Here is a 22,606-nt window from a genome sequence, read left to right on the forward strand (position 1 = left end):
GCGACAGACTGGTTTTCACCAGTCTCAAGTCGGGGGGGCGTCGCCGCCTCCGCAGACCGATAACGAAGCGCCCCCTGCGCGGTTCCACCGCCCGCGAAGTTTTTTCGCCCGTCTGGCGAAAGTCGGAACGGCGCCGCTGGCAGGGGCGTTGTCGGGTCACAGCGCAATCGCCGTCGGAGGCCCGCCCATGACCCATCAATCCCCCCACGACAAGGCCGCGGACGCGGTCCATGAAGGCCGGCCGGTCGAGGCCCAGTATGTTCGCGGCGGCCGCGGCGGGGTCCGCATCCTGACCCTGCTGCTCGTTTCCCTGGCCGCCGTCGCCATCCTGCTGCTCGGCATGTGGTTCGTCAGCCAGGGCGGGTTCTCGAAGACCAATGCCAACGACGGCGATCAGGCCGTCGACGCCGCGGCCTTCCAGACCGATCCGGTGGAGATCCCCGCCGCCGACGCGCCGACCACCGCGACCGGCGAGCCGACCAACCCGCCGACGGGGGAAGCCCCGAACCGGAACGCCCCCACGGTATCGGCCCAACCTTCCTCCGCCCGATAGCGGCCCATGCAAAAAGCCCCGGTCCTGCGACCGGGGCTTTTCACGGGCCTGAGAGAAGGGATCAGGCCGCTTCGCGCTGGCGCGACGGGTGGAAGAACAGCGCCTGGCTGATCGCCGCCTTCACCGTCTCCGGCTGGAACGGCTTGGTGATCAGGAAGGTCGGCTCGGGCCGCTCGCCGGTCAGCAGACGCTCGGGGAAGGCGGTGATGAAGATCACCGGCACGTCGATCCGCTTCAGGATGTCCTTGACCGCGTCGATGCCCGAAGAGCCGTCGGCCAGCTGGATGTCGGCCAGAACCAGGCCCGGACGGTGGCGGGCGACGGCGTCGACCGCCTCGTCATGGGTGGTGGCGGTGCCGGTGACGCGATGGCCCAGTTCCTTCACCAGGCTCTCGATGTCGGCCGAGATGATCGCCTCGTCCTCGATGATCAGCACGTCGGTGGCCAGTTCAGCGTCGATGTCCGACTGCGCCTCGGCGATCAGCCGCTCCACATCGTTGGCGTCGGCGTCGAGGATCTGGGCCGCCTCGGACGGGGTGAAGCCCTCGAGGGCGGTGAGCAGGAAAGCCTGCCGCGAGCGCGGGGCGATCTGCATCAGGCGGCGCGAGGCGTCGTCGCGCCCTTCCAGCCCGCTCTTGTCCTCCAGCTGGGCGCCGGTCGAGGCCCAGATGGCGTGGAACACATGGTAGAGGGCGACCCGCGGGGTCATTTCCGGCGGCAGCTGGCGCTCGCCCGCGGCCAGCGCTTCCAGCGCGACGCGGACGTAGTTGTCGCCGGTGGTCTGGTCGCCGGTCAACGCACGGGCGTAGCGACGCACATAGGGCAAATGCGGCGCGAGACGGGCCAGCAGGCTCATGAAATCTTCCCCGACAAAAAAGTGGCGGTCCCTCACAAAGGTGGAACCTCGGCAGTCCTCGTCAACGTATCAAATCGGCCACGGTTCCAGCCGGGCGATCAAAGCTTGAGCATTAATCCTGCGTAACCTAGGAACCCTCCTTCGACGCTGGCGTTTTCGGCAATCGCAGCAATAGCGTCAGGGTGGCGGCCGTTCATTCAATGACAGACAATTCGAACCCTTCCCGCAAGGCGGCGCCCCCGGGCGGGCCCGCACTGGAGGAAGCACGCCTTCGTCAGCAGGCGATCGGGGTCAAGCTCCGGCACATGTTCGACGAGGTCGTCAACGAACCCGTCCCGGACGAGTTCCTGGACATCCTCCGCCGGGCCGACGAGCGCTCGTCGGGCGGGAGCGGCGCATGAGCGGCGCCTCGACACCGCCGCCCAAGCCCCCCTCCGCCGACGACAACGCCTTCAAGAGGGAATTGGTCGCGCTGATCCCGCATCTGCGGGCGTTCGCGCGCACCCTGACGGGCGACCCCACGGCGGCCGACGACCTGGCCCAGGACGCCATGATGAAGGCGTGGGACGCCCGCGCCAGCTATCAGATGGGCACCAATATGAAGGCCTGGACCTTCATGATCCTGCGCAACCAGTTCTATTCCGAAAAGCGCCGTTCGTGGCGCCAGTCGCAGCTGGACCAGGAGGCCGCCGAGCGCACGCTGGTCGCCGTCGACGATCCGGAATCCCCCGTCGCCCTCGACGAATTGCGCCTCGCCCTGGCGACCCTGCCGGAAGAACAGCGCGAGGCCCTGATCCTCGTCGGCGCGGGCGGCTTCGCCTACGAAGAGGCGGCCGAGATCTGCCAGTGCGCCGTCGGCACCGTGAAGAGCCGCGTCTCCCGCGCCCGCAAGGCGCTTCAGGCCACGCTGGAGCGCGGCGGATATGCGCGCGACGGCCGCGCCGCCGGCGACGCCATGCGTTCCATACTTGCCGACGCCGATCGCCTGAGCAGCGTCCGGGGCTGAAGTGGTCCGTCTCGGGCGAGCGCTCGGCCGGGGTCTGGCTCCCCCCCAATTCCAGGGCATCCGCTTCAGGCTCGGAGCCGCGCTCGCCTTCGCCCTCCTGCCGGTGCTCGCGCTCGGGGCCTTCCAGGCCGACGCCCAGTTCCGCGTCCAGGACCAGCAGCGGCGCGACGACCTGCAGCTGGCCGCCGAGCGGACGGCGGCCAACGTCAAGGGCCGGCTGGACAGCACCTCCGTACTGCTCCAGGCGCTTCGGCCCGAGGCCCTCGAGCTGTTCTGCGAGCCGCGGCTCACCTCCCTGGTGCAGCGCATCGACGGACTGGAAGGTCTGGCCCGGCTCACACCCACGGGGCAGACCGCCTGCGCCTCCCAGGGGCTGACGGCCCCCTCGCCGGCCTGGCTGACCGGCGCGCGCGCCTCGCCCTGGTTCCAGCGGCTCATGGAGGGCGAGGACACGGTGCTGGCGCGCGCGCCGGTCCGCGCCGGAGAGGCGCCCGGCCTGATCGTGGCCATCCGGCTGGAGCGGCCGCTCGGCGCCTTCGACGGCGCCATGATCGCTGTCATCCCGCTGTCCGCCCTGCAGCCGGACATTGCCGACCGGGCCCTGCCCGAAGGCTCGCAGGCGGCGCTGACCGACGGCGAGGGGCGGATCCTGACCGCGACGGATGTGGAAGCCTTCACCCTGGCGGGCGGCGGCGGCGTCACAGGCTGGGTCGACCGGGCCCGGCGCGACGCTTCGGCGATCTTCGAGGCGGACGACGCCGACGGCCGCCGTCGCGTCTTCGCCGGGGCCGCACTGGCCGGGCGCGATGTCTACGCCCTGCTGTCCGCTCCCGCGCCGGGCCTGCTCTCCTGGGCGCGGCTGAACCCCGTCGGGGCGTTCATGGTCCCGCTGCTGGCGTGGCTGATCGCCTTCCTGTCAGTGATGTGGGTGTCCGAGCGCATCGTCGTGCGCTGGCTGGTCTATCTGGAGCGGGTGGCCGCCATCTATGCGCGCGGCCGCTTCTCGGTGCGGCCTGTCCAGGCGATGAACGCGCCGGCGGAAATCCGCGTGCTCGCCCGCACCCTTGACGATCTGGCCGAAACCATCACCACCCGCGACGCCGCCCTGAACGCCTCGCTCGAGGAGAAGGACGCGCTGATGCGCGAGATCCATCACCGGGTGAAGAACAACCTCCAGATCATCTCGTCGCTGTTGTCGATGCAGCAGCGCGCCCTTTCGGACGCGCAGGCCAAGGCCGCCGTCGGCGACACCCGCCAGCGCATCTCCGCGCTCGCCCTGATCTATCGCACCCTCTACCAGAGCGCCGACCTGCGCTACGCCGACGCCCGCATCTTTCTGACCGAACTGGTCGGACAGCTGGTGGCCAGCGAAACCGGCCGCGGTGCGGTGGTCACCTCGTCGGTCGAGGCCGACTCCCTCGTCGTCGATCCGGACAAGCTCGCGCCCCTCGCCCTGTGGCTCGTCGAGGCGGTGACCAACGCCCAGAAGCACGCCTTCGCCGGCCGCGGCGGCGCGCTGAAGGTGCGGTTCCGCGTCGAGGGCGAGACGAGCGTCCTCGAGGTCGAGGACGACGGACCGGGCGTCAGCGAGACCTTCCGCGCCGGCGTCGGCCGCACCCTGATGGGCGCCTTCGCCAAACAGCTGCGCGGCGAGGTCGAGCTGGTCCCGGCCCCGGGCGGCGGGACCATCGCCCGCATGACCTTCGCCACGCCCGAGGCCGTGACGCCGACGGACCCCGCCGATCTTGGAACCCGCCCCGCGCCCCGACGTTCTTGATGCGTACGCCGCTCCCCGGGCGCCAGGAGATCGCAACATGCGGAAGATATTTGTTCTGTTCGCCGCCGCGGCGGCCCTCACCACCGCCGCCTGCAACACCATTTCGGGCGTGGGCCGCGACGCCTCCGCGGCTGGCGACGCCGTGACGGGTGCGGCGGAAGACGCCAAGACCTGAGTTCGGTTCCCGGCCGCGGCTCTCCCCCGACACGCGGTTCGGTCGAAGAAGGCCCGCCTGGCTCCCCCCCGCCGGCGGGCCTTCGCTTGTCTGACGCCGCGCGCGCTTGCACGCCGCCGCCGCGGCGCTAGCATCCCCGCCGGGGACGATGCGGGGGAATGCGACCATGACCGACCAGACCGCCGCGACCGCGTCGGGGCCCGGCCTGAAGACCGTGGTGTCCGCCTCGGCCGCCGGCACCGCCTTCGAATGGTACGACTTCTTCATCTTCGGATCGCTGCCTGCGGTCATCGCCCGGCATTTCTACGCCGAGGTCGGCGAGACGACCGGCTACATCCTGGCCCTGCTGACCTTCGGCGTCGGCTTCGTGGTGCGGCCGCTCGGCGCCCTGGTGTTCGGCTGGTTCGGCGACCGGACGGGACGCAAGGCCACCTTCCTGGTGACCATCACCATCATGGGCGTGGCGACCGTCGCTATCGGCCTGCTGCCCGGCTATGACCAGATCGGCGTCGCGGCCCCGATCCTGCTGATCCTGATGCGCGTCCTGCAGGGCTTCGCCCTCGGCGGCGAATACGGCGGCGCCGCCATCTATGTCGCCGAACACGCCCCGGCCGAAAGGCGCGGCTTCCTGACCGGCTGGATCCAGACCACCGCGGCGCTTGGCCTGATCGGCGCCCTGGGCGTCATCGTCGTCACCCGCCAGATCGTCGGGGCCGAGGCCTTCGACGAATGGGGCTGGCGCATACCCTTCCTGCTGTCGGCCTTGCTGCTGGCCATCTCGCTGTGGATCCGCCTGCGGCTCGGCGAAAGCCCCGCCTTCCGCCGCATGGAGGCCGAGGGCGGCGAACGGCGCGCGCCCTGGCGCGAGGCCTTCCTGCAGTGGAACAACGGCCGCTTCGTGCTGCTGGCCCTGTTCGGGATCATGATCGCCCAGGGCGCGGTCTGGTACTGCGGCTATTTCTACACCCGCACCTTCATGGAGCGATTCCTGAAGGTGGAGGTCGCCACGGTCGACATGATCATGTTCTGGCTGACCGTGGTGTCCGCCGCCCTCTATGTCTTCTTCGGCTGGCTGTCGGACCGGGTGGGCCGCAAGCCGGTGATGCTGTTCGGCATGCTGCTGGCCCTGATCGCCTTCTTCCCCGGCTTCCACGCCCTCGCCAGGGCGGCCAATCCGGCGCTGGTCGCGGCCCAGGCCTCGGCCCCGGTGACCGTGGTGGCCGATCCGGCCTCCTGCGCCCTGCAGTTCGACCCGGTCGGCAAGGCCGCCTTCGCCAGTTCGTGCGACATCGCCAAGAGCGTTCTGTCCAACGCCGGCGTCTCCTACGCCAACGTCAGCGCCCCGGCGGGCAGCGTCGCCACCGTCCGGGTCGGAGGGGCCGAAATCGCCTCGGTCGAGGGCGAGGGCCTCGCGCCCGCCGCGCTCAAGGCGGCCCGCGCCGACGTCGAGACCCGCGTCAAGGCGGCCCTCGTCGCCGCCGGCTACCCCGAACGCGCCGACCCCGCCCGCATGAACCTGCCCCTGATGTTCGCCATCCTGATGGTCTTCATCGTCGCCGCCACGGCCCTGTACGGCCCGCAGGCCGCCGCCCTGGTCGAGCTGTTCCCCACGCGGGTGCGCTACACCGCCATGAGCCTGCCCTACAACGTCGGCACCGGCTGGGTCGGAGGCCTGCTGCCCGCCGCCAGCTTCGCCCTGGTGGCGGCGTCGGGAAACATCTACTTCGGCCTGTGGTATTCGGTGGCCTTCACCCTGCTCGCCGTCGTCGTCAGCCTGCTCTGGCTGCCGGAGACGCGGGGCCGGGATCTGAACACGATCCAGACCTGAGGCGTTGCTTCCACGCCTCCCCAGCCGGACGAAGACCATGCCAGACGCCAAGGGCCGCGCCGCCGGCCTCGACCTGATGCGCCAGCACGCCCTCATCGCGGGCGAGCCGGTCACCTCGGAGACCCGTATCGCCGTCGACGACCCCGCTACGGGCCAGATCATCGGCCACGTGCCCGACCTCGGGGCCGCCGACACCGAACGCGCCATCCAGGCCGCGCACGACGCCTTCCCCGCCTGGTCCCGCTCCGATCCGCACAAGCGGGCCGCCTTCCTGCGCGACTGGGCCCGGCTGATCGACGACAATGCGGAGGGGCTCGGGGCCCTGATGGCGCTCGAGAACGGCAAGCCGTTCGAGGAGGCCAGGGGCGAGGTCGCCTACGCCAACAGCTTCATCAAATGGTTCGCCGGCGAGGCCGAGCGCCTGATCGGCGAGACGCAGGACAGCCCGCTGGGCCATGTCATCCTGACCTTCCGCGAGGCGGTCGGACCCTGCGCCTTCATCACCCCGTGGAACTTCCCGGCGGCCATGCTGACCCGCAAGCTGGGGCCCGCCCTCGCCGCCGGCTGCACCGCCGTGGTCAAGCCCGCCAGCCAGACCCCCTTCACCGCCATCGCCCTGGCCGAACTGGCGTATCAGGCCGGCCTGCCCAAGGGCGTGCTCAGCGTCGTCACCGGCGACGCGGCGACCATCGGCGGCGTGCTGACCGCCTCCCCCCTGATCCGCAAGCTCAGCTTCACCGGCTCGACCCCGGTCGGCCGGCTGCTGGCCGAACAGTGCGCCCCGACCCTGAAGCGGGTGTCGATGGAGCTGGGCGGCGCCGCGCCCCTGATCGTCTTCGCCGACGCCGACCTCGACCTCGCCGTGGCCGAGACCATCCGGGGCAAGTTCCGCAACTCGGGCCAGACCTGCGTCTGTCCCAACCGCGTCTATGTGGAGCGTTCCGTGGCCGACGCCTACGCCCGCAAACTGGCGGAGGCGGTGGCGCAGATCCCCGTCGGCGGCGCCTTCGAACCCGGCGTCAAGGTCGGCCCGCTGATCGAGGACAAGGCTGTCCGCAAGGTCCAGGACCACCTCGCCCTGACCAGGGCCGCGGGCGGAGAGGTGCTGACCGGCGGCGAGCCTCATGCGCTGGGCGGCCGTTTCTTCCAGCCGACGGTGACCCTCGGCGGCGACGACGCCCTGTTCCGCCGCGAGGAGACCTTCGGCCCGCTGATCCCCGTCTTCGCCTTCGACAGCGAGGACGAGGTTCTCGACAAGGCCAACGACAGCGAGTTCGGCCTCGCCTCCTACGTCTTCACCCGCGACCTCGACCGCGCCATGCACATCGGCCGCCGCATCGAGGCCGGCATGTGCGGCGTCAACACCGGCATCATCTCCACCGCCGTCGCCCCCTTCGGCGGCGTCAAACAGTCCGGCTACGGCCGCGAGGGCTCGATCCACGGCATCGACGAATACGTCGACATCAAACAGGTCACCCTGGCGCTGCGCTAGGGATCAGCCCTCGAGGTCGGTCTTCAACCGATCCAGCACCTCGACCGCGCGGGCGGCGTGCGGACCGATCCAGCGGTCGTGGACCTGTTTGATCGGCAGGGGATTGAGGTGGTTCCACCGCTCGCGCCCCTTGCGCTGGACGATGATCAGCTCGGCCCCTTCCAGCACCTTGAGATGCTGCATCACCGTGCATCGGTCCAGCGGCTGGAAGCGCTCGCACAGCGCGCCCGTGGTCTGCGGCGCGTCCTTCAGCGCGTCCAGCAGGGCCCGCCGCACTCCCGCGGACAACGCCTTGAAAACCCGGTCCTGATTCGCCTCGCTTGACATGTTATAAGAATATAACATTATGGCCCGCGAACAAGGAGCAAGACCGATGGATCTCAGGTTCAAGGTGTCGGGCCGCATCGGCCGCCCCGTAGAAGAGGTGTTCGAAGCGGTCGCCGATCCGGCGAGACTGTCCGCCTATTTCACCACCGGCGGGGCCGTCGGCCGGCTGGAGACGGGCAAGACCGTTCAGTGGGAGTTCGCGGACTTCCCCGGCGCCTTTCCGGTCGAGGTCGTCGAGGTCGAACCGAACCGCCGCATCGTCCTGAAATGGGAGGCCAACGAGGGTCCGCCCGAGGACGGCGACCCGGTCGTCCGCGCCGCCTATATGACCACCGTGGTCTTCACCTTCGAGCCTCTCGACGACGGCCGCACCCTGGTCACCATCGAGGAAGGCGGCTGGCGCGAGACGCCCACGGGCCTCAAGGCGGCTTTCGGCAACTGTCAGGGCTGGTCGCAGATGCTCGCCGCCCTCAAGGCCTGGGTCGAACACGGGATCAACCTGCGCGAGGGCTTCTACGTCTGAGACCACACAGCGGCCGAGCTCAGACCTTCTTCAGCCCGGCGATGAAGCCCTGAACCTCGTCGTTCATCCAGTCGGGTCCGTCCCACCAGAACCGAGCCAACGCATCATGGTTGGCGGCCACCCACGCGATCACGGGTGCAGCCATGCGCGCGAGGTCCCGTTCGGGCAGGCTGTTGGCGACCACTCTCGGTTCAGGGCTGACGGCGACGGAGAAGCTTGGCTGATGACGTCCTGCCTTCAGATAGTATTTCACGCGCGGGCCGTGGGAGCCCATGGCGGTCGAGATGAGGATCACACCCGGGACCCCGGTCTGGGCCTCTCCGAGGTTCGCCATGTCGAAGATGTCTTCTTCGCCGAGCGCACTGAGCTCCTCGTCGAGCGTGGGCTCGCGATCGCTCCAGACAGCGATGTTCTCGTGCATCGTCACGCCATCGATAGAGCGCCCTTCGGCCTCATGGTGTCAAACGCGTTCAACCCGAACGCGTCGGGGTCGGCGGATGCCCGCTCAAACCGGCAGCGCCCCGCGCTTGACCACCGTCCGCATGGCCACGCTGGACGACACCCGCGTCACCCCCGGGATCCGCGTCAGCTCCCTCGAGTGCACCCGCTCCAGGTCGTCGACGTCTCGCACCACCAGCCGCAGCAGATAGTCCGAGCCGCCGGTCATCAGATAGCACTCGACCACCTCCGGCACCGTCGCGATGGCTGTTTCGAAGGCGGTCAGGGCCGCTTCCGACTGCGACGACAGGGTCACCGTGACGAAGACGCTGATCGGCAGCCCCACCGCGCGCTCGTTGACGATGGCGGCGTAGCGGCTGATCACCTCGGCCGCCTCCAGCGCCCGAAGCCGCCGCAGGCAGGCGCTCTCCGACAGGTTCACGGTCCGCGCCAGGTCGGCGTTGGTCATCCGTCCGTCCCCCTGCAGGGCGCGGATCATCTTGCGGTCGGTGTCATCGAGCGCGACGGCGGAAATGGTCTTCAAAGTCGGCCTCGTTCGCAGATTCTGCGAATGTACGCCGTTCAGTCGCCGAAAAGAACAGGAACCTGCGCGCCCTCCCTCGCTAGATTGCCGCCCGACGCGAGGCCGCCGCAGAGCGCGCCCGCACCCCGTCGGAAGAGGAACCTCCCATGCGCGTCGGCGTCCCCAAGGAAATCAAGAAGAACGAGCACCGCATCGGCCTGACGCCGACCGCCGTGCGCGAATACGTGGCCCACGGCCACACCGTCTCGATCGAGACCGGAGCGGGCCTCGGCGCCGGCTTCACCGACGCCGACTACAAGAAGGCCGGCGCGCAGATCGTCGCCGATGCGAAGACCATCTTCGCCGACAACGACATGATCGTGAAGGTCAAGGAGCCGCAGAAGGTCGAGTGGGAGATGCTCCGCGAGGACCAGATCCTCTTCACCTACCTGCACCTCGCGCCGGATCCCGAGCAGACGAAGGGGCTGATCGCCTCGAAATGCGCCGCCATCGCCTATGAGACCGTGACCAACGCCCAGGGCGGGCTCCCGCTGCTGGCCCCGATGTCGGAAGTCGCCGGCCGCATCGCCGTCTTCTCGGCCGCCGAGACCCTGCTCAAGCACAACGGCGGCATGGGCCTGCTGTTCTGCGGCGTCCCCGGCGTGGCCCCGGCTCGCGTGCTGGTGCTGGGCGGCGGCGTCGTCGGCCTCAACGCGGCCCGCATGGCCATGGGCCTGGGCGCCGAGGTGGTCGTGCTGGAACGCTCGATCCCGCGCATGGCCTATATCGACGAGGTCACCAACGGCCGCGTCATCACCCGCTATTCCTCGATCGGCGCGATCGAGGAGGAGATGGTCAAGGCCGACGTCATCATCGGCGCCGTTCTGGTCCCCGGGGCCGAGGCGCCCAAGCTGATCAAGCGCGAACACCTCAAGCAGATGAAGCCCGGCTCGGTTCTGGTCGACGTCGCCATCGACCAGGGCGGCTGTTTCGAGACCAGCCACGCCACGACCCACGAGGACCCGACCTATGTCATCGACGGCGTGGTCCACTACTGCGTCGCCAACATGCCGGGCGCGGCCCCGCGCACCTCGTCGGAAGCCCTCAACAACGCCACCCTGCCCTTCGGCCTGGCCCTCGCCGACAAGGGGCTGGAGGCGCTGAAGCAGAACCCGCACCTCGCCCGCGGCCTGAACGTCCTCAAGGGCGAGTTGACCTATCCCGCGGTGGCCGAGGCCCTGGACATGCCGTGGAGCGATCCCTTCGGCGTCTGGGCCAAGGGCTGAGAACGCGTCCCTCTCCCCTTGCGGGAGAGGGAGACCGCGCACGGCGGCGCAGCCGTCGTCCTTGTGCGGTCGGGTGAGGGGCCTCGCACTGCATCCGGAGCGACCCCTCATCCGTCTCGCTTCGCGAGCCACCTTCTCCCGCAAGGGGAGAAGGACGGTGGGTGCCTGTAATTCGCCGCTCTCTTCCGGCATAAGCCGCGCTCAAGCAGCGAGCGACCGCGTCGCGAGCGGTAGCGCACCGAAGAAGTCCCGCGATGAAGTTCCTCGACCAGGCCAAGATCTATATCCGCTCCGGCAACGGCGGCGCGGGCGCCGTTTCGTTCCGGCGCGAAAAGTTCATTCCCAACGGCGGCCCTGACGGCGGCGACGGCGGCAATGGCGGCAACGTCTGGATCACCGCGGTCGAGGGGCTGAACACCCTGATCGACTACCGCTACCAGCAGCATTTCAAGGCCCAGACCGGCGTCCATGGCATGGGTCGCCAGATGCACGGGGCCAAGGGCGAGGACGTCATCCTCAAGGTCCCGGTCGGCACCCAGGTGCTGGACGAGGACAAGGAGACCGTGCTGCTCGACATGGACGTCGCCGGCAAGACCGAGCTGCTTCTGAAGGGCGGCAACGGCGGCTGGGGCAACGTCCGCTTCAAGGGCCCCTCAAACCAGGCCCCCGCCTACGCCAACCCCGGCCAGGAAGGTCAGGAGCGCTGGATCTGGCTGCGGCTGAAGCTGATCGCCGACGTCGGCCTCGCCGGCCTGCCCAACGCCGGCAAGTCGACCTTCCTCGCCGCCGCCAGCGCCGCGCGGCCCAAGATCGCCGACTACCCCTTCACGACGCTGGTGCCAAACCTCGGCGTGGTCGACCTGTCGCCCACCGAGCGGTTCGTCATCGCCGACATCCCCGGCCTGATCGAGGGCGCCCACGAGGGCGCCGGCATCGGCACCCGCTTCCTCGGCCACGTCGAACGCTCCGGCTGTCTGATCCATCTGATCGACGGAACCCAAGAGGACGTCGGCAAGGCGTACCGCATCATCCGCCACGAGCTCGAGGCCTATGGCGCCGGCCTCGCCGACAAGCCCGAGGTGCTGGCCCTCAACAAGATCGACGCCCTCGATCCCGAGACCCGCGAGGCCAGGGCCGCCGAGCTCGAAGCAGTCGCCGGCAAGCGCCCGATGCTGGTCTCCGGCGTCTCCGGCGAAGGCGTCACCGAACTTCTCCGCGCCGCCTGGACCGAGGTCCGCAAGAACCGCGGCGAGATCGCCCCGGCCGAAACGGACGAGACCGTGGTGGAGACCCCCGGCGGCTGGGCGCCCTAGGGAACCCGGGCCGCCGGCGTCGCTTCTTCACGAAAGGAGCCCGCCATGACCGATCAGAAGCCCATCCAGACCGAAGGCCGCGACGACAACGGCGCCATTCCGCTCGGCCGGCCAGACGCCTCGACCTCCGACGCCGCGGTCAAGCGCAACGCCGAGCGCGAAAAACAGACCGCCGGCCCCGATGGTCCCGACGCCACGGAGGTCGGCGACACCTTCAGGAAGCGGCCGGGCTGAGCAGAGGCGACACCCTGCGCCGGGCGTGTTATGGCGCCGCTGAGCATAAGCCCCGCGCGAGCCCGCCTTGCCCTTCTTCCACGCCGGCCCCGCCCCGCGAGTCTCCGGTCCCCGACGGGGGGCGCTGCGCGACGGGCTCGATCTCCGGCCGGGCATGAAGGTCGGGCTGTTCGGCGGCTCGTTCAATCCGGCCCACGACGGCCACGCCCATGTCGCGGAGACCGCCCTGCGCCGTCTCGGCCTGGACCGGGTCGTCTGGCTGGTGTCGCCGCAGAACCCCCTGAAGGACGCCCGCGACAGCGCCCCGCTGGCCGACCGCATGGCCTCCGCCCGCGCCGCCGCCGCCCACGCCGCCGCCGGGCCGGCCATGGTCGTCTCGGATTTCGAGACCCGCGTCGGCACACGGTGGACGGTCGACACCCTGCGCGCCCTGACCGCGCGCCATCCCGGGGTGCGCTTCGTCTGGCTGATGGGCTCGGACAACCTCGCCACCTTCCACCGCTGGCGCGGCTGGACCGACATCATGCGGATGATGCCCGTGGCGGTGATCGCCCGGCCGGGCTCGGAACTGGACAGCCGCACCGCCCCCGCCGCCGCCCGCTTCGCCGCCGCCCGCGTCCCGGCCTCGAAAGCCCGGCTGCTGCCCGGTCTGGAGGCGCCCGCCTGGACCTATCTCACGGCCCCGCTGAACCCCCGCTCCTCGACCGCCCTGAGGGCCCGGGCCAGGGCCGACGCCGACACGGCCCGGCGCAAGGCGTGACGCCCCGGCCCGTCCGTGCTAGACTGCCGCTTTAGTAATCTCCCTGGAGCCTTCCGCTGACCCCCTCGCCCGCGCACGATGCGCAAGACAGCGCCGTTTCCAACACGGCGCACGAGATGGACCCCATCGCGCCCATCCATTCCGAAGACGGTCCCCCGGATAACGGTCACCAGGCTCCCCTTCCCGTCGGCTCCACGGTGCTGGAACAGGCCATCCTGTCGCGCCTCGACGAGGACAAGGCGCAGGACATCGTCCTGATCGACCTCAAGGGCAAGAGCCCCATGGCCGACACCATGATCATCGCCTCCGGCCGTTCGCACCGCCACGTCGGCGCCCTCGCCGACCACCTGCAGCGCACGCTGAAGGAACAGGGCCTCGGCAAGGTCAAGGTCTCCGGTCTGCCGCACTGCGACTGGGTGCTGCTCGACGCCGGCGACGTCATCGTCCACCTGTTCCGCCCGGAAGTCCGCGCCTTCTACAATATCGAGAAGATCTGGTCGGTCGACAGCGGCCACCGCGTCGACGCCCGCGCCTAGACCGCTTTCAGGGTGTTTGGCCAATGAAGCTGGCCGTCATCGCCATCGGCAAGCCGGGGCGCGGCCCCGAGGCGACCCTGGCCGCCGACTACGCCGAACGCGCCACCCTGGCGGGACGGGCGCTCGGCCTTGGCCCCCTCGACCTGATCGACCTCGAAGCGCGCAAGCCCGGCAAGGCGGCCGAGGCCGAACTTATCCTCAAGGCCGCCGAGGGCGCCCACCTGATCGCCTGCGACGAGCGCGGCACGACCTTCTCCAGCCGCGCCTTCGCCGACCACATCGCCACGCTGCGCGACCGCGGCGAGCGGCGGCTGGCCTTCGCCATCGGCGGGGCCGACGGGCTGGACGCCAGCGTCCGCGCCGCCGCCGCCTCGACCCTCGCCTTCGGCCCCCAGACCTGGCCCCACGCCCTCGCCCGGGCCATGCTGGCGGAACAGCTGTATCGCGCCGTGACCATCCTGGCCGGATCGCCCTATCATAGGGACTGATGCGTCACGCGCCCCTCGCCCTGCTGCTCGTCCTCGCCGCCCTGCCGGTGGCCGCCGCCGCGCCCCGGGGCACACAGGAGAGGGCGGCCGAGATCGGCCAGCTGCGCGCCGAGTTCCGCGACGAGCAGGCCCGCGCCCGGCGGCTGCGCGCCGAGGCCGCCGACGCCGCCGCCGGGATCGCGCGGCTGGAGCGGGAGCTGGCCGCCCTCGGCGCCGACGTCGCCGCCGGGGACCGCACCATCTCCGCCCAGCGCGCCCGTCTGAAGGCGCTCAGCGAGCGCGAGGCCGCCCTCGTCGCCCGGCTGTCGCAGGCCCGCGGCCGGCAGGCCCGGCTGCTGTCCGCCCTGCAGATGATGAGCCGGCGCCCGCCGCCGCCCCTGCTGGTCCCGGCTGACAAGGCCGTCGACACCGTCCGCGCCGCCATACTGATGAAGGCCATGGCCCCGGAGCTCCAGACCCGGGCGAGGGTGCTGGCCGACCAGCAGGCGGAAATCATCCGCGTCCGCCGCCTGGCCGCCCTGAACAGCGAGGCCCTGTTCACCGCCGAGAGCGCCCAGGGCGACCGCCGCGCCCGCGCCGAGGCCCTCGCCGCCCGCCAGACCCGGCTTCGCGCCGTCCTGCGCGCCGAGGCCGAGACCGCCGAACGGGCCGCGCGCGCCCTCGAGGCCCGGCTGCGCGCGCTCGGCTCGACCGTGCCCGCCGTCGACGCCGACGCGCCGGACGCCACAGCCCGCCGCCCCGCCGGCCGCGACCGCCTGACCCCGCCCGTCGAGGGCGCGCCCTCGGTGCGCTTCGGCGGCGGCTCGAGCGGCTGGCGCTGGCGGGCCGACGGCGGCGAGGCGCGCGCCCCCGCCGCCGGCCGCGTGGCCTGGACCGGGCCGCTGGAGGGCTGGGGCCAGGTGGTCATCCTCGACCTCGGCCCCGGCTGGCGCGCGGTCGTCTCCGGCCTCGACGAGGTGGCGGTCGAAACCGGCGCCCGGGTCGCCGACGGCCAGGCGCTGGGCCGCGCCGCCCCGGACGGCGAGATCGCCTTCGAACTCCGCCGCGAGGAACGCCCGGTCGATCCGGCGCCGTGGCTCAGGTGAGGCAGTAGGGAGTAGGCAGTAGGCAGTAGAAGAATGGCCGGGCGGTTCCCGCCCCCTCGCTCGGTGTCCCTGCTGCCTGGCCTGGCGCCTGGCGCCTGTTGCCTCCTGCCTCCTGCCTCCTGCCTGTTGCCTCCTGCCTCCTGCCTAATTCCTCGCCCGCTGCGCGCGCGCCCTTCCCATCCACCGATGACGCTGATTTTATCGGCAGACCGAGGATCGGCCACGATTTGGTCGCCGCAGGCCTCATAACTCATGATGTTCAGGCCGCCTCCCCGGCCCGCTGGAAGAAGAGCCTATGCGCAAGTTGCTGATGATCGGCGCCGCCGCCGCCACCGTGGTCGGCCTGGGCGCCGCCACGACCGCCGGACAGACGCCGCGCAACGAGGCGTTCCGCCTGATCGGCCTGTTCGGCGACGCCCTCGCCACGGTCGAGCGCGACTATGTCGTGCCCGTCGACGACAAGAAGCTGATCGAGGCCGCCCTGCAGGGCATGATGGGCGCCCTGGACCCGCACTCCTCCTACCTGCCGCTCAAGGGCTACACCGAGCTGCGCGAGCGCACCGAGGGCCAGTATTCCGGCGTCGGCCTGACCATCTCGTCCGAGGGCGGCCTGGTGAAGATCATCTCGCCGATGGACGGCGGCCCCGCCGCCCGCGCCGGCGTCCAGGCCGGCGACGTCATCTCCTCCATCGAGGGCCAGAACTCGTCGGGCCTGACCGTCAGCCAGGTCTCGGAAAAGCTGCGCGGCGCTCCCGGCACCTCGGTCAAGGTCACCTTCCTGCGCGACGGCGAGGAGCCGCGCGAGGTCGTCCTGACGCGCGAGATCATCAAGATCGACTCCGTCACCGGCCGCGTCGAGGGCGACTTCGGCGTCCTGCGCATCTCGACCTTCAACGAGAACACCGGCCGCGAACTGACCGAGACCATCACCCGGCTCAAGACCGAGAACCCGGCCCTCAAGGGCTATGTTCTCGACCTGCGCAACAACGGCGGCGGGCTGCTCGACGCGGCGATCGCCGTCTCGGACGCCTTCCTCGAGCGCGGCGAGATCGTCAGCCAGCGCGGCCGCTCGCCCGAGCAGATCATCCGCTACGCCGCCCGTCCGGGCGACCTGACCGGCGGACTGCCGGTGGTGGTGCTGATCAACTACGGCTCCGCCTCGGCCTCCGAGATCGTCGCCGGCGCCCTGAAGGACCACCAGCGCGCCACGATCGTCGGCCTGACCAGCTTCGGCAAGGGCTCGGTGCAGAGCGTCATCCCGCTCCGCGGCGGCGCCGACGGCGCCCTGTCGATCACCACGGCGCGCTACTACACCCCGTCCGGCGCCTCGATCCAGAAGATCGGCATCGAGCCGGACCTTGAGGTGGCCCGTTCGGAGGCCGAGGCCCGCATCGTGTCGCGCTCCAACTTCATCTATTCCGAGGCCGCCTACGCCACGGCGCTGGACGCCTCGATCGGGGCCGAGCGCAAGGGGCCGCACACGCCGCACGAAGCGCCGGGCGAGGCCTGGGACAAGGACAAGGACTACCAGCTGGAGCGGGCGTTCGACGTGCTCCGCGCCGGCGGAAACCTGACCCAGCTGGCGGCCGCCCCCGAAGGCATCGTCGTCACCCCCCCGGGCACGGCCATGGCCGCCGTCGAGCCGGAGACGGACGAAACGCCCTGAAGCGAGACAGCAGGCAATAGGCAGTAGGCAGTAGGCAGTAGGCAGTAGGGACGGCCTGCCGCGCGGGCCGGAGCATGCCCCTGTCACCCGTCGCTCCCTAACTCCCGGCCGCCTACTGCCTGCTGCCTACTGCCTCCCCCCCGGATGCCTAACACCGCGTTAGGCTTTCTTAACCGACGCACGGCCAATGTGGGCCTTGAAGGAGTCCGTCCCGCGGACCCCGGTTCGAGCGCCCGATTTCTTGCCCATGTTCGCCAAGCGCCAGTCCGTTCTCGCCGCCACCGCGGGCGCTCCGCCCGCCCGCCGCTCCGTGTCCGAAACCTTCGCCCCCGTCCTGCGCGTGCTGAGGAAGCCGCCGGTCGCGGTCGCCGGAGCCGGAGTGCTGCTGCTCGCCGCCGCCGCCCTGTTCGTCACCGTGCTGGGCGACCCGCGCGCCGGGGCCCCCTCGGCCCGGGTGGCGCTCAACCGCCCGGCCGCCGCGCCGGCGCCCGTCCCCACCGGCCTGGAGGCCTTTTCGCTCGACGGGTCGGGCGTCTACCAGGATCTGGCCGCCGGCGGCGATCCCGCCCTGATGGGCGAGGCCGTCATCACCCTGCCCGACGGCGCCACCGTCTCCGGCGAGGGCGCACCGGTCACCGCCCCGCGGGTCGCCGCTCGCCCCCTGCCCGCCGCGCCGATCGCCGGCCTCAGCCAGCCGGGCCCCGACGGCCCCCTGCCGCGCATCGCCCCGGACGGCCGCGTCGCTGCGGTCGCCTACGCCCGTCCCTTCGTCTCCAACGGCAAGCCCCGCGTCGCCCTGATCGTCGGCGGTCTCGGCCTCAACGCCGTCACCACCCGCGCCGCCATCGAGCGCCTGCCGGCCGAGGTCACACTCAGCTTCGTGCCCTACGCCGAGGGCCTGCAGGGCTGGATCGACCTCGCGCGGGCCCAGGGCCACGAGGTCATGCTCGAAATGCCCATGGAGCCGACCGGCTATCCGAACAACGACCCCGGCCCCTACACCCTGCTGGCTAGCGCCGACGCCGCCGACATCCAGGCGAAGATGAACTGGCTGCTGGGCCGCGCGACCGGCTATTTCGGCGTCACCAACTACCTCGGCGACCGCTTCGCCACCTCCGAGGAGGGCATGACCGCCTTCATGGGCGTGTTGCGCCAGCGCGGCGTCGCCTTCCTCGACGACGGCTCGATGAGCCGCCGGCCCGGCGCATGGGCCCGCGCCAGCGCCAATCGCATCGTCGACGAGCAGCAGACCCCGACCGCCATCATGGGCCAGCTCAACGCGCTCGAGGCCCTCGCCAAGGCCCGTGGCTCGGCCCTCGGCACGGGCTTCAGCTATCCGGTCACCGTCGAGGCCGCCGCCCGCTGGACCGCCGGCCTCGAGGCCCGCGGCCTGCAACTGGCCCCGGCCTCGGCTCTGGCGAACCGGCCGGGGCGGTAGGGACTAGGGTCCAGGGGCTGGGGGCTGGGGCTGGAAGGCCACTCGCGACACCTGCGCCTCTTTCCTCCCTGACCCCTAGCCCCTAGACCCTGCCCCCATGACCGACCTCTCGCTCTACCGCCCCAACGTCGGCGTCGTGCTGTTCCACCCGGACGGCCGGGTCTGGTACGGGCGCCGCGCCAACACCGCCGGGCCCCACAACTGGCAGTTCCCGCAGGGCGGGGTCGACGAGGGCGAGGATTTCGAGGCCGCCGCCCGCCGCGAGCTGGCCGAGGAGACCGGCGTCGTCTCCGCCGAACTGCTGGCCAGGACCGAGGAGTGGATCGCCTACGCCTTTCCGGCCGACTACGGCGGCAGCAAGCAGGCGCGCGGCTTCGCCGGCCAGAAGCAGAAATGGTTCGCCTTCCGCTTCACCGGCGACGAGTCCGAGATCGACCTCGAGGCTCACGGAGAGATCGAGTTCGACGCCTGGCGCTGGGGTTCTCTGCATGAGGCCCCCGACCTGATCGTCCCCTTCAAGCGCGAGGCCTACGAACAGGTGGTGGCCCTTTTCGCCCCGCTGGTGGTCTAGCTCGGTCAGTCCCAACCAGCCCCGTCATCCTCGGGCTTGACCCGGGGATCAGACCCTCCGGTGCTCCGTCGAAAAGCTTGCGGTCACCCTCGCCGGGCCGCCCATACGGCGCAGCCCGCCCTCACATCTGATCCTCGGGTCAAGCCCGAGGATGACGGCGGTAAGGGGCACGCCCGCCATTCTACGCCGCCCCGCACCCCTCCGCCTTGAGCACCCGTTTCGTCGAGGCCGGATATTTCGCCATCAGCCGCGCCGGCCGGATCGGCCGCGGCGCGAAGCCGCCGCCGCAGTTGGGGCAGACGCCCTTCAGGGGACCGTCCACGCAAGGCGCGCAGAAGGTGCATTCGAAGGTGCAGATGCGCGCCTCGGCGCTGTCATACGGCAGGTCGCGGTCGCAGCATTCGCAGTTGGGTCTCAGTTCGAGCATGTCCGCCTCCTGCCCCGAAGCTACACCGTCACTGTGACGGCGCCAGCCGGAACAGCACCAGTCCCGTCAGCACCAGCACGGCCGCCAGCACCCGCAGGGGACTCAGGTGCTCCTGCAGGAAGACCACCCCGACAATGAAGGCCCCGACCGCCCCGATGCCGGTCCAGACGACATAGGCCGTGCCCATAGGCAGCGACTTCATGGCCAGCGACAGCAGGCCGAAGCTGACCCCCATGAAAGCCAGCGTCGCCACGCTCGGCCACAGGCGGGTGAACCCCGCCGACTGTTTCATGAAATAGGCCCAGACGATTTCCAGCAGTCCGGCGATGATCAGATACGTCCAGGCCACGCGCGGCCCTCCTCGCAAAGGGCCGGGCCGTCCCGGACTTGGTCCCGCCGATGCAGCATCAGGCGCGGGAGCGAGGACGTGGCCTCGTCTTGCGAAGGGCTATCTAGAACCTGCGGCGCGGGGGTCAAGCGCCGCCGGCGCACAACAAAAAGCCGGCGACCGCATCGCGGCGCCGGCTTTCAGGTTTCCATTGACGGCTAGCCTTACGCCGCGGCCACTTCCGAGGCCTGTTCGGCCAGGATGGTCAGGCCGGCCGGGGTGACGTCGGCGAAGCCGCCGTGCACCTCGAACTGGCGGCGCGAGCCGCCGTCGATGACCGTGACCACGCCCTCGCGCAGGGCGGTCATGAACGGCGCGTGGTCGGCCAGGACGCCGAAATCGCCCTCGACGCCCGGCGCGTCGACCTGATCGACGAGGCCGGTGAAGACCTCGCGCTCAGGCGACACCAGCGAGAAGCTGAGCTTGCCGGCCATGCTTACGCCGCCTCGGCCAGCTTCTGGGCCTTCTCGACGGCTTCCTCGATGGCGCCGACCATGTAGAAGGCGGCCTCCGGCAGGTGGTCGTATTCGCCGGCGACGATGCCCTTGAACGAGCGGATGGTGTCTTCAAGCGAGACGAATTTGCCCGGCGAGTTGGTGAACTGCTCGGCCACGAAGAACGGCTGCGACAGGAAGCGCTGGATCTTGCGGGCGCGGGCCACGACCAGCTTGTCCTCTTCCGACAGCTCATCCATGCCCAGGATCGCGATGATGTCCTTCAGCGCCTTGTACTGCTGCAGCACTTCCTGGACCGAACGGGCGACCTGGTAGTGCTCATCCCCGATGACCAGCGGGTCCATGATCCGCGAGGTCGAGTCCAGCGGGTCCACGGCCGGGAAGATGGCCTGGGCGGCGATGTCACGCGACAGCACGGTGGTGGCGTCGAGGTGGGCGAACGAGGCGGCCGGGGCCGGGTCGGTCAGGTCGTCGGCCGGCACATAGATGGCCTGGACCGAGGTGATCGAGCCCTTCTTGGTCGAGGTGATGCGCTCCTGCAGGTTGCCCATCTCCGTGGCCAGCGTCGGCTGATAGCCCACGGCCGAGGGGATGCGGCCCAGCAGCGCCGACACTTCCGAACCCGCCTGGGTGAAGCGGAAGATGTTGTCGACGAACAGCAGCACGTCCTTGCCTTCCTCGTCGCGGAAGTATTCGGCCTGGGCCAGTCCGGTCAGGGCGACGCGGGCGCGGGCGCCGGGCGGTTCGTTCATCTGGCCGTAGACGAGGGCGCATTTCGAGCCTTCGGTCGAGCCGTTGTTCTTCGACGGGTCCACGTTGACGTTGGACTCGATCATCTCGTGATACAGGTCGTTGCCCTCGCGGGTGCGCTCGCCCACGCCGGCCAGCACCGAGTAACCGCCGTACGCCTTGGCGATGTTGTTGATCAGCTCCTGCATGGTCACGGTCTTGCCCACGCCGGCGCCGCCGAACAGGCCGATCTTGCCGCCCTTGGTGTAGGGGCAGATCAGGTCGATGACCTTGATCCCGGTGACGAGGATTTCCGACGAGGTCGACTGCTCTTCGAACGAAGGCGCCTCGCGGTGGATCGGGCGGTACATCTGGGTCTTGATCGGGCCGGCCTCGTCGATCGGCGCGCCGACGACGTTCATGATGCGGCCGAGCGTGCCCGGTCCGACCGGGGCCAGGATCGAGGTGCCGGTGTCGGTCACGGCCTGGCCGCGCGTCAGGCCCTCGGTGGTGTCCATGGCGATGGTGCGGACCATGTTCTCACCCAGGTGCTGGGCGACTTCCAGCACCAGGCGGAAGGGCTCGCCCGTCTTCTGGTCGACGTTGGTCGTCTCCAGCGCGTTCAGGATCGCCGGCAGTTCGCCGTCGAACTCGACGTCGACGACGGCGCCGATGACCTGGGCGATCTTGCCCACGCCGGTGCCGGCGGTGACCACGGCGTTGCCGGTGGCGGCGGCGGGCTTGGAAGCCTTGGGCGCGGCCGGCTTGCGGGTCGCGGTCTTCTTGGGAGCGGTGGTGTCGGTCATCGGTGCGGGTCCGTTGTCGTCGTGTGCGTTCAGGATCAGATCAGAGGGCTTCGGCGCCGGAGATGATCTCGATCAGCTCCTTGGTGATCTGCGCCTGGCGGGATCGGTTGTATTGCAGGGTGAGGGCGGAAATCATGTCGCCGGCGTTGCGCGTGGCCGCGTCCATGGCGCCCATCTGGGCCCCGTAGAAGCCGGCCTGGTTCTCGTAGAGCGAAGCCAGGATCTGGGTGGTGATGTTGCGCGGCAGCAGGGTGTCGAGGATCTCCTCCTCGGACGGCTCGTAGTCGTAGACCGCGCCGTTCAGATTGATCGGCTCGGCCCCGCCTTCCACCACCGCCGGGATCAGCTGCTTGGCGGTCGGGACCTGCGAGATCACCGACTTGAACTGGCTGTAGAACAGGGTGACCACGTCGGCGCGGCCGTTCTCGAACTCGTCGGCGATCAGCTCGGCGATCGGCTGGGCCGAGGGCAGGCCGAGGGTCTTGTGCTCCGACAGCTCGAACGTCCGCACGATCCGGTCGCCGTACATCCGGGTCAGCTGGTCGCGCGACTTGCGGCCGACGGCGATGACGCGAACGTCCTTGCCGGCGCTGATCAGGCTGTTGATGCGATCGCGGGCGGCGCGGATGATGTTCGACGAGAAGCCGCCGGCCAGGCCCTTGTCGGACGAGGCCACCACGATCAGGTGGCGCTGGTCCGAGCCGGTGCCGGCGAGGAGCTTCGGCGCGCCCTCGCCCGAGACGCCGGCCGCCAGGTTGGCGATGACGGCCGCCATGCGCGCGGCGTAGGGCCGGGCCGCGACGGCCTGGTCCTGGGCGCGCTTCAGCTTGGCCGCGGCGACCATCTGCATGGCTTTCGTGATCTTCTGCGTGGCTTTCACGCTTCCGATCCGATTGCGCATTTCCTTGAGGCTGGCCATTCGGGCT

The 22,606-nt window shown here is 70.4% G+C and carries 27 protein-coding genes; 18 read left to right on the top strand and 9 right to left on the bottom strand.

Annotation, left to right across the window (positions count from 1 at the left end; genetic code table 11):
- Positions 1–187 precede the first annotated feature (187 nt).
- Positions 188–553, top strand: coding sequence for a hypothetical protein (locus VEA62_RS02540; RefSeq protein WP_324817982.1), 366 nt, complete (start codon positions 188–190; stop codon positions 551–553).
- A 61-nt stretch (positions 554–614) separates the two neighbouring features.
- Here VEA62_RS02540 and VEA62_RS02545 read toward each other — a convergent pair whose 3' ends face one another.
- Positions 615–1,409, bottom strand: a complete 795-nt coding sequence (locus VEA62_RS02545) for a response regulator (protein WP_324817984.1) — start codon at positions 1,407–1,409, stop codon at positions 615–617.
- Positions 1,410–1,609: 200 nt separating this feature from the next.
- On the opposite strand from VEA62_RS02545, the gene VEA62_RS02550 reads away from it, so the two are divergent.
- From VEA62_RS02550 to VEA62_RS02575, 6 genes are all read left to right on the top strand, one after another.
- Positions 1,610–1,810 (top strand): NepR family anti-sigma factor, encoded by a 201-nt coding sequence (locus tag VEA62_RS02550; RefSeq protein WP_324818164.1) that lies wholly within the window; start codon positions 1,610–1,612, stop codon positions 1,808–1,810.
- Positions 1,807–2,415 (top strand): sigma-70 family RNA polymerase sigma factor, encoded by a 609-nt coding sequence (locus tag VEA62_RS02555; protein WP_324774601.1) that lies wholly within the window; start codon positions 1,807–1,809, stop codon positions 2,413–2,415. The genes VEA62_RS02550 and VEA62_RS02555 overlap by 4 nt, the downstream gene beginning before the upstream one ends.
- 1 nt (position 2,416) lies before the next feature.
- Positions 2,417–4,192 carry a sensor histidine kinase gene (locus VEA62_RS02560; RefSeq protein WP_324817987.1) on the top strand — a complete coding sequence of 592 codons (1,776 nt, stop codon included), beginning with the start codon at positions 2,417–2,419 and terminating at the stop codon, positions 4,190–4,192.
- Between the two features lie 37 nt (positions 4,193–4,229).
- Positions 4,230–4,367 carry an entericidin EcnA/B family protein gene (locus VEA62_RS02565; RefSeq protein WP_324817989.1) on the top strand — a complete coding sequence of 46 codons (138 nt, stop codon included), beginning with the start codon at positions 4,230–4,232 and terminating at the stop codon, positions 4,365–4,367.
- Between the two features lie 166 nt (positions 4,368–4,533).
- Positions 4,534–6,195 carry an MFS transporter gene (locus tag VEA62_RS02570; protein ID WP_324817992.1) on the top strand — a complete coding sequence of 554 codons (1,662 nt, stop codon included), beginning with the start codon at positions 4,534–4,536 and terminating at the stop codon, positions 6,193–6,195.
- A 37-nt stretch (positions 6,196–6,232) separates the two neighbouring features.
- Positions 6,233–7,687 carry an NAD-dependent succinate-semialdehyde dehydrogenase gene (locus tag VEA62_RS02575; protein WP_324817995.1) on the top strand — a complete coding sequence of 485 codons (1,455 nt, stop codon included), beginning with the start codon at positions 6,233–6,235 and terminating at the stop codon, positions 7,685–7,687.
- Between the two features lie 3 nt (positions 7,688–7,690).
- Here the strand turns inward: VEA62_RS02575 and VEA62_RS02580 are convergent, their stop codons facing one another.
- Positions 7,691–8,014 carry an ArsR/SmtB family transcription factor gene (locus VEA62_RS02580; protein WP_324817998.1) on the bottom strand — a complete coding sequence of 108 codons (324 nt, stop codon included), beginning with the start codon at positions 8,012–8,014 and terminating at the stop codon, positions 7,691–7,693.
- A 46-nt stretch (positions 8,015–8,060) separates the two neighbouring features.
- On the opposite strand from VEA62_RS02580, the gene VEA62_RS02585 reads away from it, so the two are divergent.
- A complete protein-coding gene (locus VEA62_RS02585) occupies positions 8,061–8,537 on the top strand; it encodes an SRPBCC family protein (RefSeq protein WP_324818000.1) in 477 nt (158 codons plus the stop codon).
- A 19-nt stretch (positions 8,538–8,556) separates the two neighbouring features.
- Here the strand turns inward: VEA62_RS02585 and VEA62_RS02590 are convergent, their stop codons facing one another.
- Entirely contained in the window at positions 8,557–8,958 is a 402-nt protein-coding gene (locus VEA62_RS02590) for a hypothetical protein (protein WP_324818002.1), read from the bottom strand.
- An 84-nt stretch (positions 8,959–9,042) separates the two neighbouring features.
- Entirely contained in the window at positions 9,043–9,519 is a 477-nt protein-coding gene (locus VEA62_RS02595) for an Lrp/AsnC family transcriptional regulator (protein ID WP_324818004.1), read from the bottom strand.
- A gap of 146 nt (positions 9,520–9,665) precedes the next feature.
- Between VEA62_RS02595 and ald the strand changes: the two genes are divergently transcribed.
- The 10 genes from ald (at position 9,666) to VEA62_RS02645 (ending at position 18,875) form a co-directional block, all read left to right on the top strand.
- Positions 9,666–10,784 carry an alanine dehydrogenase gene (ald, locus tag VEA62_RS02600; protein WP_324818007.1) on the top strand — a complete coding sequence of 373 codons (1,119 nt, stop codon included), beginning with the start codon at positions 9,666–9,668 and terminating at the stop codon, positions 10,782–10,784.
- A gap of 254 nt (positions 10,785–11,038) precedes the next feature.
- On the top strand, positions 11,039–12,097 hold the full coding sequence (gene obgE, locus VEA62_RS02605; RefSeq protein WP_324818009.1) for a GTPase ObgE: 1,059 nt from the start codon (positions 11,039–11,041) through the stop codon (positions 12,095–12,097).
- Between the two features lie 45 nt (positions 12,098–12,142).
- Entirely contained in the window at positions 12,143–12,331 is a 189-nt protein-coding gene (locus VEA62_RS02610) for a hypothetical protein (protein WP_324818010.1), read from the top strand.
- A gap of 67 nt (positions 12,332–12,398) precedes the next feature.
- Positions 12,399–13,091: a nicotinate-nucleotide adenylyltransferase gene (locus VEA62_RS02615; protein WP_324818012.1), complete on the top strand. Its 693-nt coding sequence runs from the start codon at positions 12,399–12,401 to the stop codon at positions 13,089–13,091.
- Positions 13,092–13,207: 116 nt separating this feature from the next.
- Entirely contained in the window at positions 13,208–13,627 is a 420-nt protein-coding gene (gene rsfS, locus VEA62_RS02620; protein ID WP_324818014.1) for a ribosome silencing factor, read from the top strand.
- 23 nt (positions 13,628–13,650) lie between these two features.
- Positions 13,651–14,115, top strand: a complete 465-nt coding sequence (gene rlmH, locus VEA62_RS02625) for a 23S rRNA (pseudouridine(1915)-N(3))-methyltransferase RlmH (protein WP_324818017.1) — start codon at positions 13,651–13,653, stop codon at positions 14,113–14,115.
- Positions 14,115–15,200, top strand: coding sequence for a murein hydrolase activator EnvC family protein (locus VEA62_RS02630; RefSeq protein WP_324818021.1), 1,086 nt, complete (start codon positions 14,115–14,117; stop codon positions 15,198–15,200). The genes rlmH and VEA62_RS02630 overlap by 1 nt, the downstream gene beginning before the upstream one ends.
- Before the next feature lie 295 nt (positions 15,201–15,495).
- On the top strand, positions 15,496–16,866 hold the full coding sequence (locus VEA62_RS02635) for a S41 family peptidase (protein WP_324818024.1): 1,371 nt from the start codon (positions 15,496–15,498) through the stop codon (positions 16,864–16,866).
- A 247-nt stretch (positions 16,867–17,113) separates the two neighbouring features.
- On the top strand, positions 17,114–18,304 hold the full coding sequence (locus VEA62_RS02640) for a divergent polysaccharide deacetylase family protein (protein WP_324818026.1): 1,191 nt from the start codon (positions 17,114–17,116) through the stop codon (positions 18,302–18,304).
- A gap of 97 nt (positions 18,305–18,401) precedes the next feature.
- The gene (locus tag VEA62_RS02645) at positions 18,402–18,875 is read left to right on the top strand and encodes an RNA pyrophosphohydrolase (protein WP_324818029.1); all 474 of its coding nucleotides are present in this window, start codon (positions 18,402–18,404) and stop codon (positions 18,873–18,875) included.
- 181 nt (positions 18,876–19,056) lie between these two features.
- On the opposite strand, the gene VEA62_RS02650 is transcribed toward VEA62_RS02645, so the two are convergent.
- The 5 genes from VEA62_RS02650 to VEA62_RS02670 all read right to left on the bottom strand — a co-directional run bounded on the left by VEA62_RS02650 (position 19,057) and on the right by VEA62_RS02670 (position 22,599).
- Entirely contained in the window at positions 19,057–19,302 is a 246-nt protein-coding gene (locus VEA62_RS02650; protein WP_324818032.1) for a DUF1272 domain-containing protein, read from the bottom strand.
- Between the two features lie 28 nt (positions 19,303–19,330).
- Positions 19,331–19,651 (bottom strand): multidrug efflux SMR transporter, encoded by a 321-nt coding sequence (locus tag VEA62_RS02655; protein ID WP_324818035.1) that lies wholly within the window; start codon positions 19,649–19,651, stop codon positions 19,331–19,333.
- Between the two features lie 203 nt (positions 19,652–19,854).
- Entirely contained in the window at positions 19,855–20,124 is a 270-nt protein-coding gene (locus VEA62_RS02660) for an ATP synthase F1 subunit epsilon (protein WP_324774559.1), read from the bottom strand.
- A 2-nt stretch (positions 20,125–20,126) separates the two neighbouring features.
- Positions 20,127–21,680: a F0F1 ATP synthase subunit beta gene (gene atpD / locus VEA62_RS02665; RefSeq protein ID WP_324818039.1), complete on the bottom strand. Its 1,554-nt coding sequence runs from the start codon at positions 21,678–21,680 to the stop codon at positions 20,127–20,129.
- Positions 21,681–21,720: 40 nt separating this feature from the next.
- Positions 21,721–22,599: a F0F1 ATP synthase subunit gamma gene (locus VEA62_RS02670; RefSeq protein WP_324818042.1), complete on the bottom strand. Its 879-nt coding sequence runs from the start codon at positions 22,597–22,599 to the stop codon at positions 21,721–21,723.
- Between the last annotated feature and the right edge of the window lie 7 nt (positions 22,600–22,606).

The sequence above is a fragment of the Brevundimonas sp. genome (assembly GCF_035627475.1).
In the GTDB taxonomy this organism is placed as follows: Bacteria; Pseudomonadota; Alphaproteobacteria; order Caulobacterales; family Caulobacteraceae; genus Brevundimonas.

Coding starts and splice junctions, on each gene's coding strand:
- VEA62_RS02645 (WP_324818029.1), top strand. CDS start 18,402: ATGACCGACCTCTCGCTCTACCGCCCCAACGTCGGCGTCGTGCTGTTC.
- rsfS (WP_324818014.1), top strand. CDS start 13,208: ATGGACCCCATCGCGCCCATCCATTCCGAAGACGGTCCCCCGGATAAC.
- VEA62_RS02540 (WP_324817982.1), top strand. CDS start 188: ATGACCCATCAATCCCCCCACGACAAGGCCGCGGACGCGGTCCATGAA.
- VEA62_RS02585 (WP_324818000.1), top strand. CDS start 8,061: ATGGATCTCAGGTTCAAGGTGTCGGGCCGCATCGGCCGCCCCGTAGAA.
- VEA62_RS02555 (WP_324774601.1), top strand. CDS start 1,807: ATGAGCGGCGCCTCGACACCGCCGCCCAAGCCCCCCTCCGCCGACGAC.
- VEA62_RS02580 (WP_324817998.1), bottom strand. CDS start 8,014: ATGTCAAGCGAGGCGAATCAGGACCGGGTTTTCAAGGCGTTGTCCGCG.
- VEA62_RS02550 (WP_324818164.1), top strand. CDS start 1,610: ATGACAGACAATTCGAACCCTTCCCGCAAGGCGGCGCCCCCGGGCGGG.
- ald (WP_324818007.1), top strand. CDS start 9,666: ATGCGCGTCGGCGTCCCCAAGGAAATCAAGAAGAACGAGCACCGCATC.
- VEA62_RS02565 (WP_324817989.1), top strand. CDS start 4,230: ATGCGGAAGATATTTGTTCTGTTCGCCGCCGCGGCGGCCCTCACCACC.
- VEA62_RS02630 (WP_324818021.1), top strand. CDS start 14,115: ATGCGTCACGCGCCCCTCGCCCTGCTGCTCGTCCTCGCCGCCCTGCCG.
- VEA62_RS02570 (WP_324817992.1), top strand. CDS start 4,534: ATGACCGACCAGACCGCCGCGACCGCGTCGGGGCCCGGCCTGAAGACC.
- VEA62_RS02545 (WP_324817984.1), bottom strand. CDS start 1,409: ATGAGCCTGCTGGCCCGTCTCGCGCCGCATTTGCCCTATGTGCGTCGC.
- VEA62_RS02660 (WP_324774559.1), bottom strand. CDS start 20,124: ATGGCCGGCAAGCTCAGCTTCTCGCTGGTGTCGCCTGAGCGCGAGGTC.
- atpD (WP_324818039.1), bottom strand. CDS start 21,680: ATGACCGACACCACCGCTCCCAAGAAGACCGCGACCCGCAAGCCGGCC.
- obgE (WP_324818009.1), top strand. CDS start 11,039: ATGAAGTTCCTCGACCAGGCCAAGATCTATATCCGCTCCGGCAACGGC.
- VEA62_RS02635 (WP_324818024.1), top strand. CDS start 15,496: ATGCGCAAGTTGCTGATGATCGGCGCCGCCGCCGCCACCGTGGTCGGC.
- VEA62_RS02640 (WP_324818026.1), top strand. CDS start 17,114: ATGTTCGCCAAGCGCCAGTCCGTTCTCGCCGCCACCGCGGGCGCTCCG.
- rlmH (WP_324818017.1), top strand. CDS start 13,651: ATGAAGCTGGCCGTCATCGCCATCGGCAAGCCGGGGCGCGGCCCCGAG.
- VEA62_RS02670 (WP_324818042.1), bottom strand. CDS start 22,599: ATGGCCAGCCTCAAGGAAATGCGCAATCGGATCGGAAGCGTGAAAGCC.
- VEA62_RS02590 (WP_324818002.1), bottom strand. CDS start 8,958: ATGCACGAGAACATCGCTGTCTGGAGCGATCGCGAGCCCACGCTCGAC.
- VEA62_RS02650 (WP_324818032.1), bottom strand. CDS start 19,302: ATGCTCGAACTGAGACCCAACTGCGAATGCTGCGACCGCGACCTGCCG.
- VEA62_RS02575 (WP_324817995.1), top strand. CDS start 6,233: ATGCCAGACGCCAAGGGCCGCGCCGCCGGCCTCGACCTGATGCGCCAG.
- VEA62_RS02610 (WP_324818010.1), top strand. CDS start 12,143: ATGACCGATCAGAAGCCCATCCAGACCGAAGGCCGCGACGACAACGGC.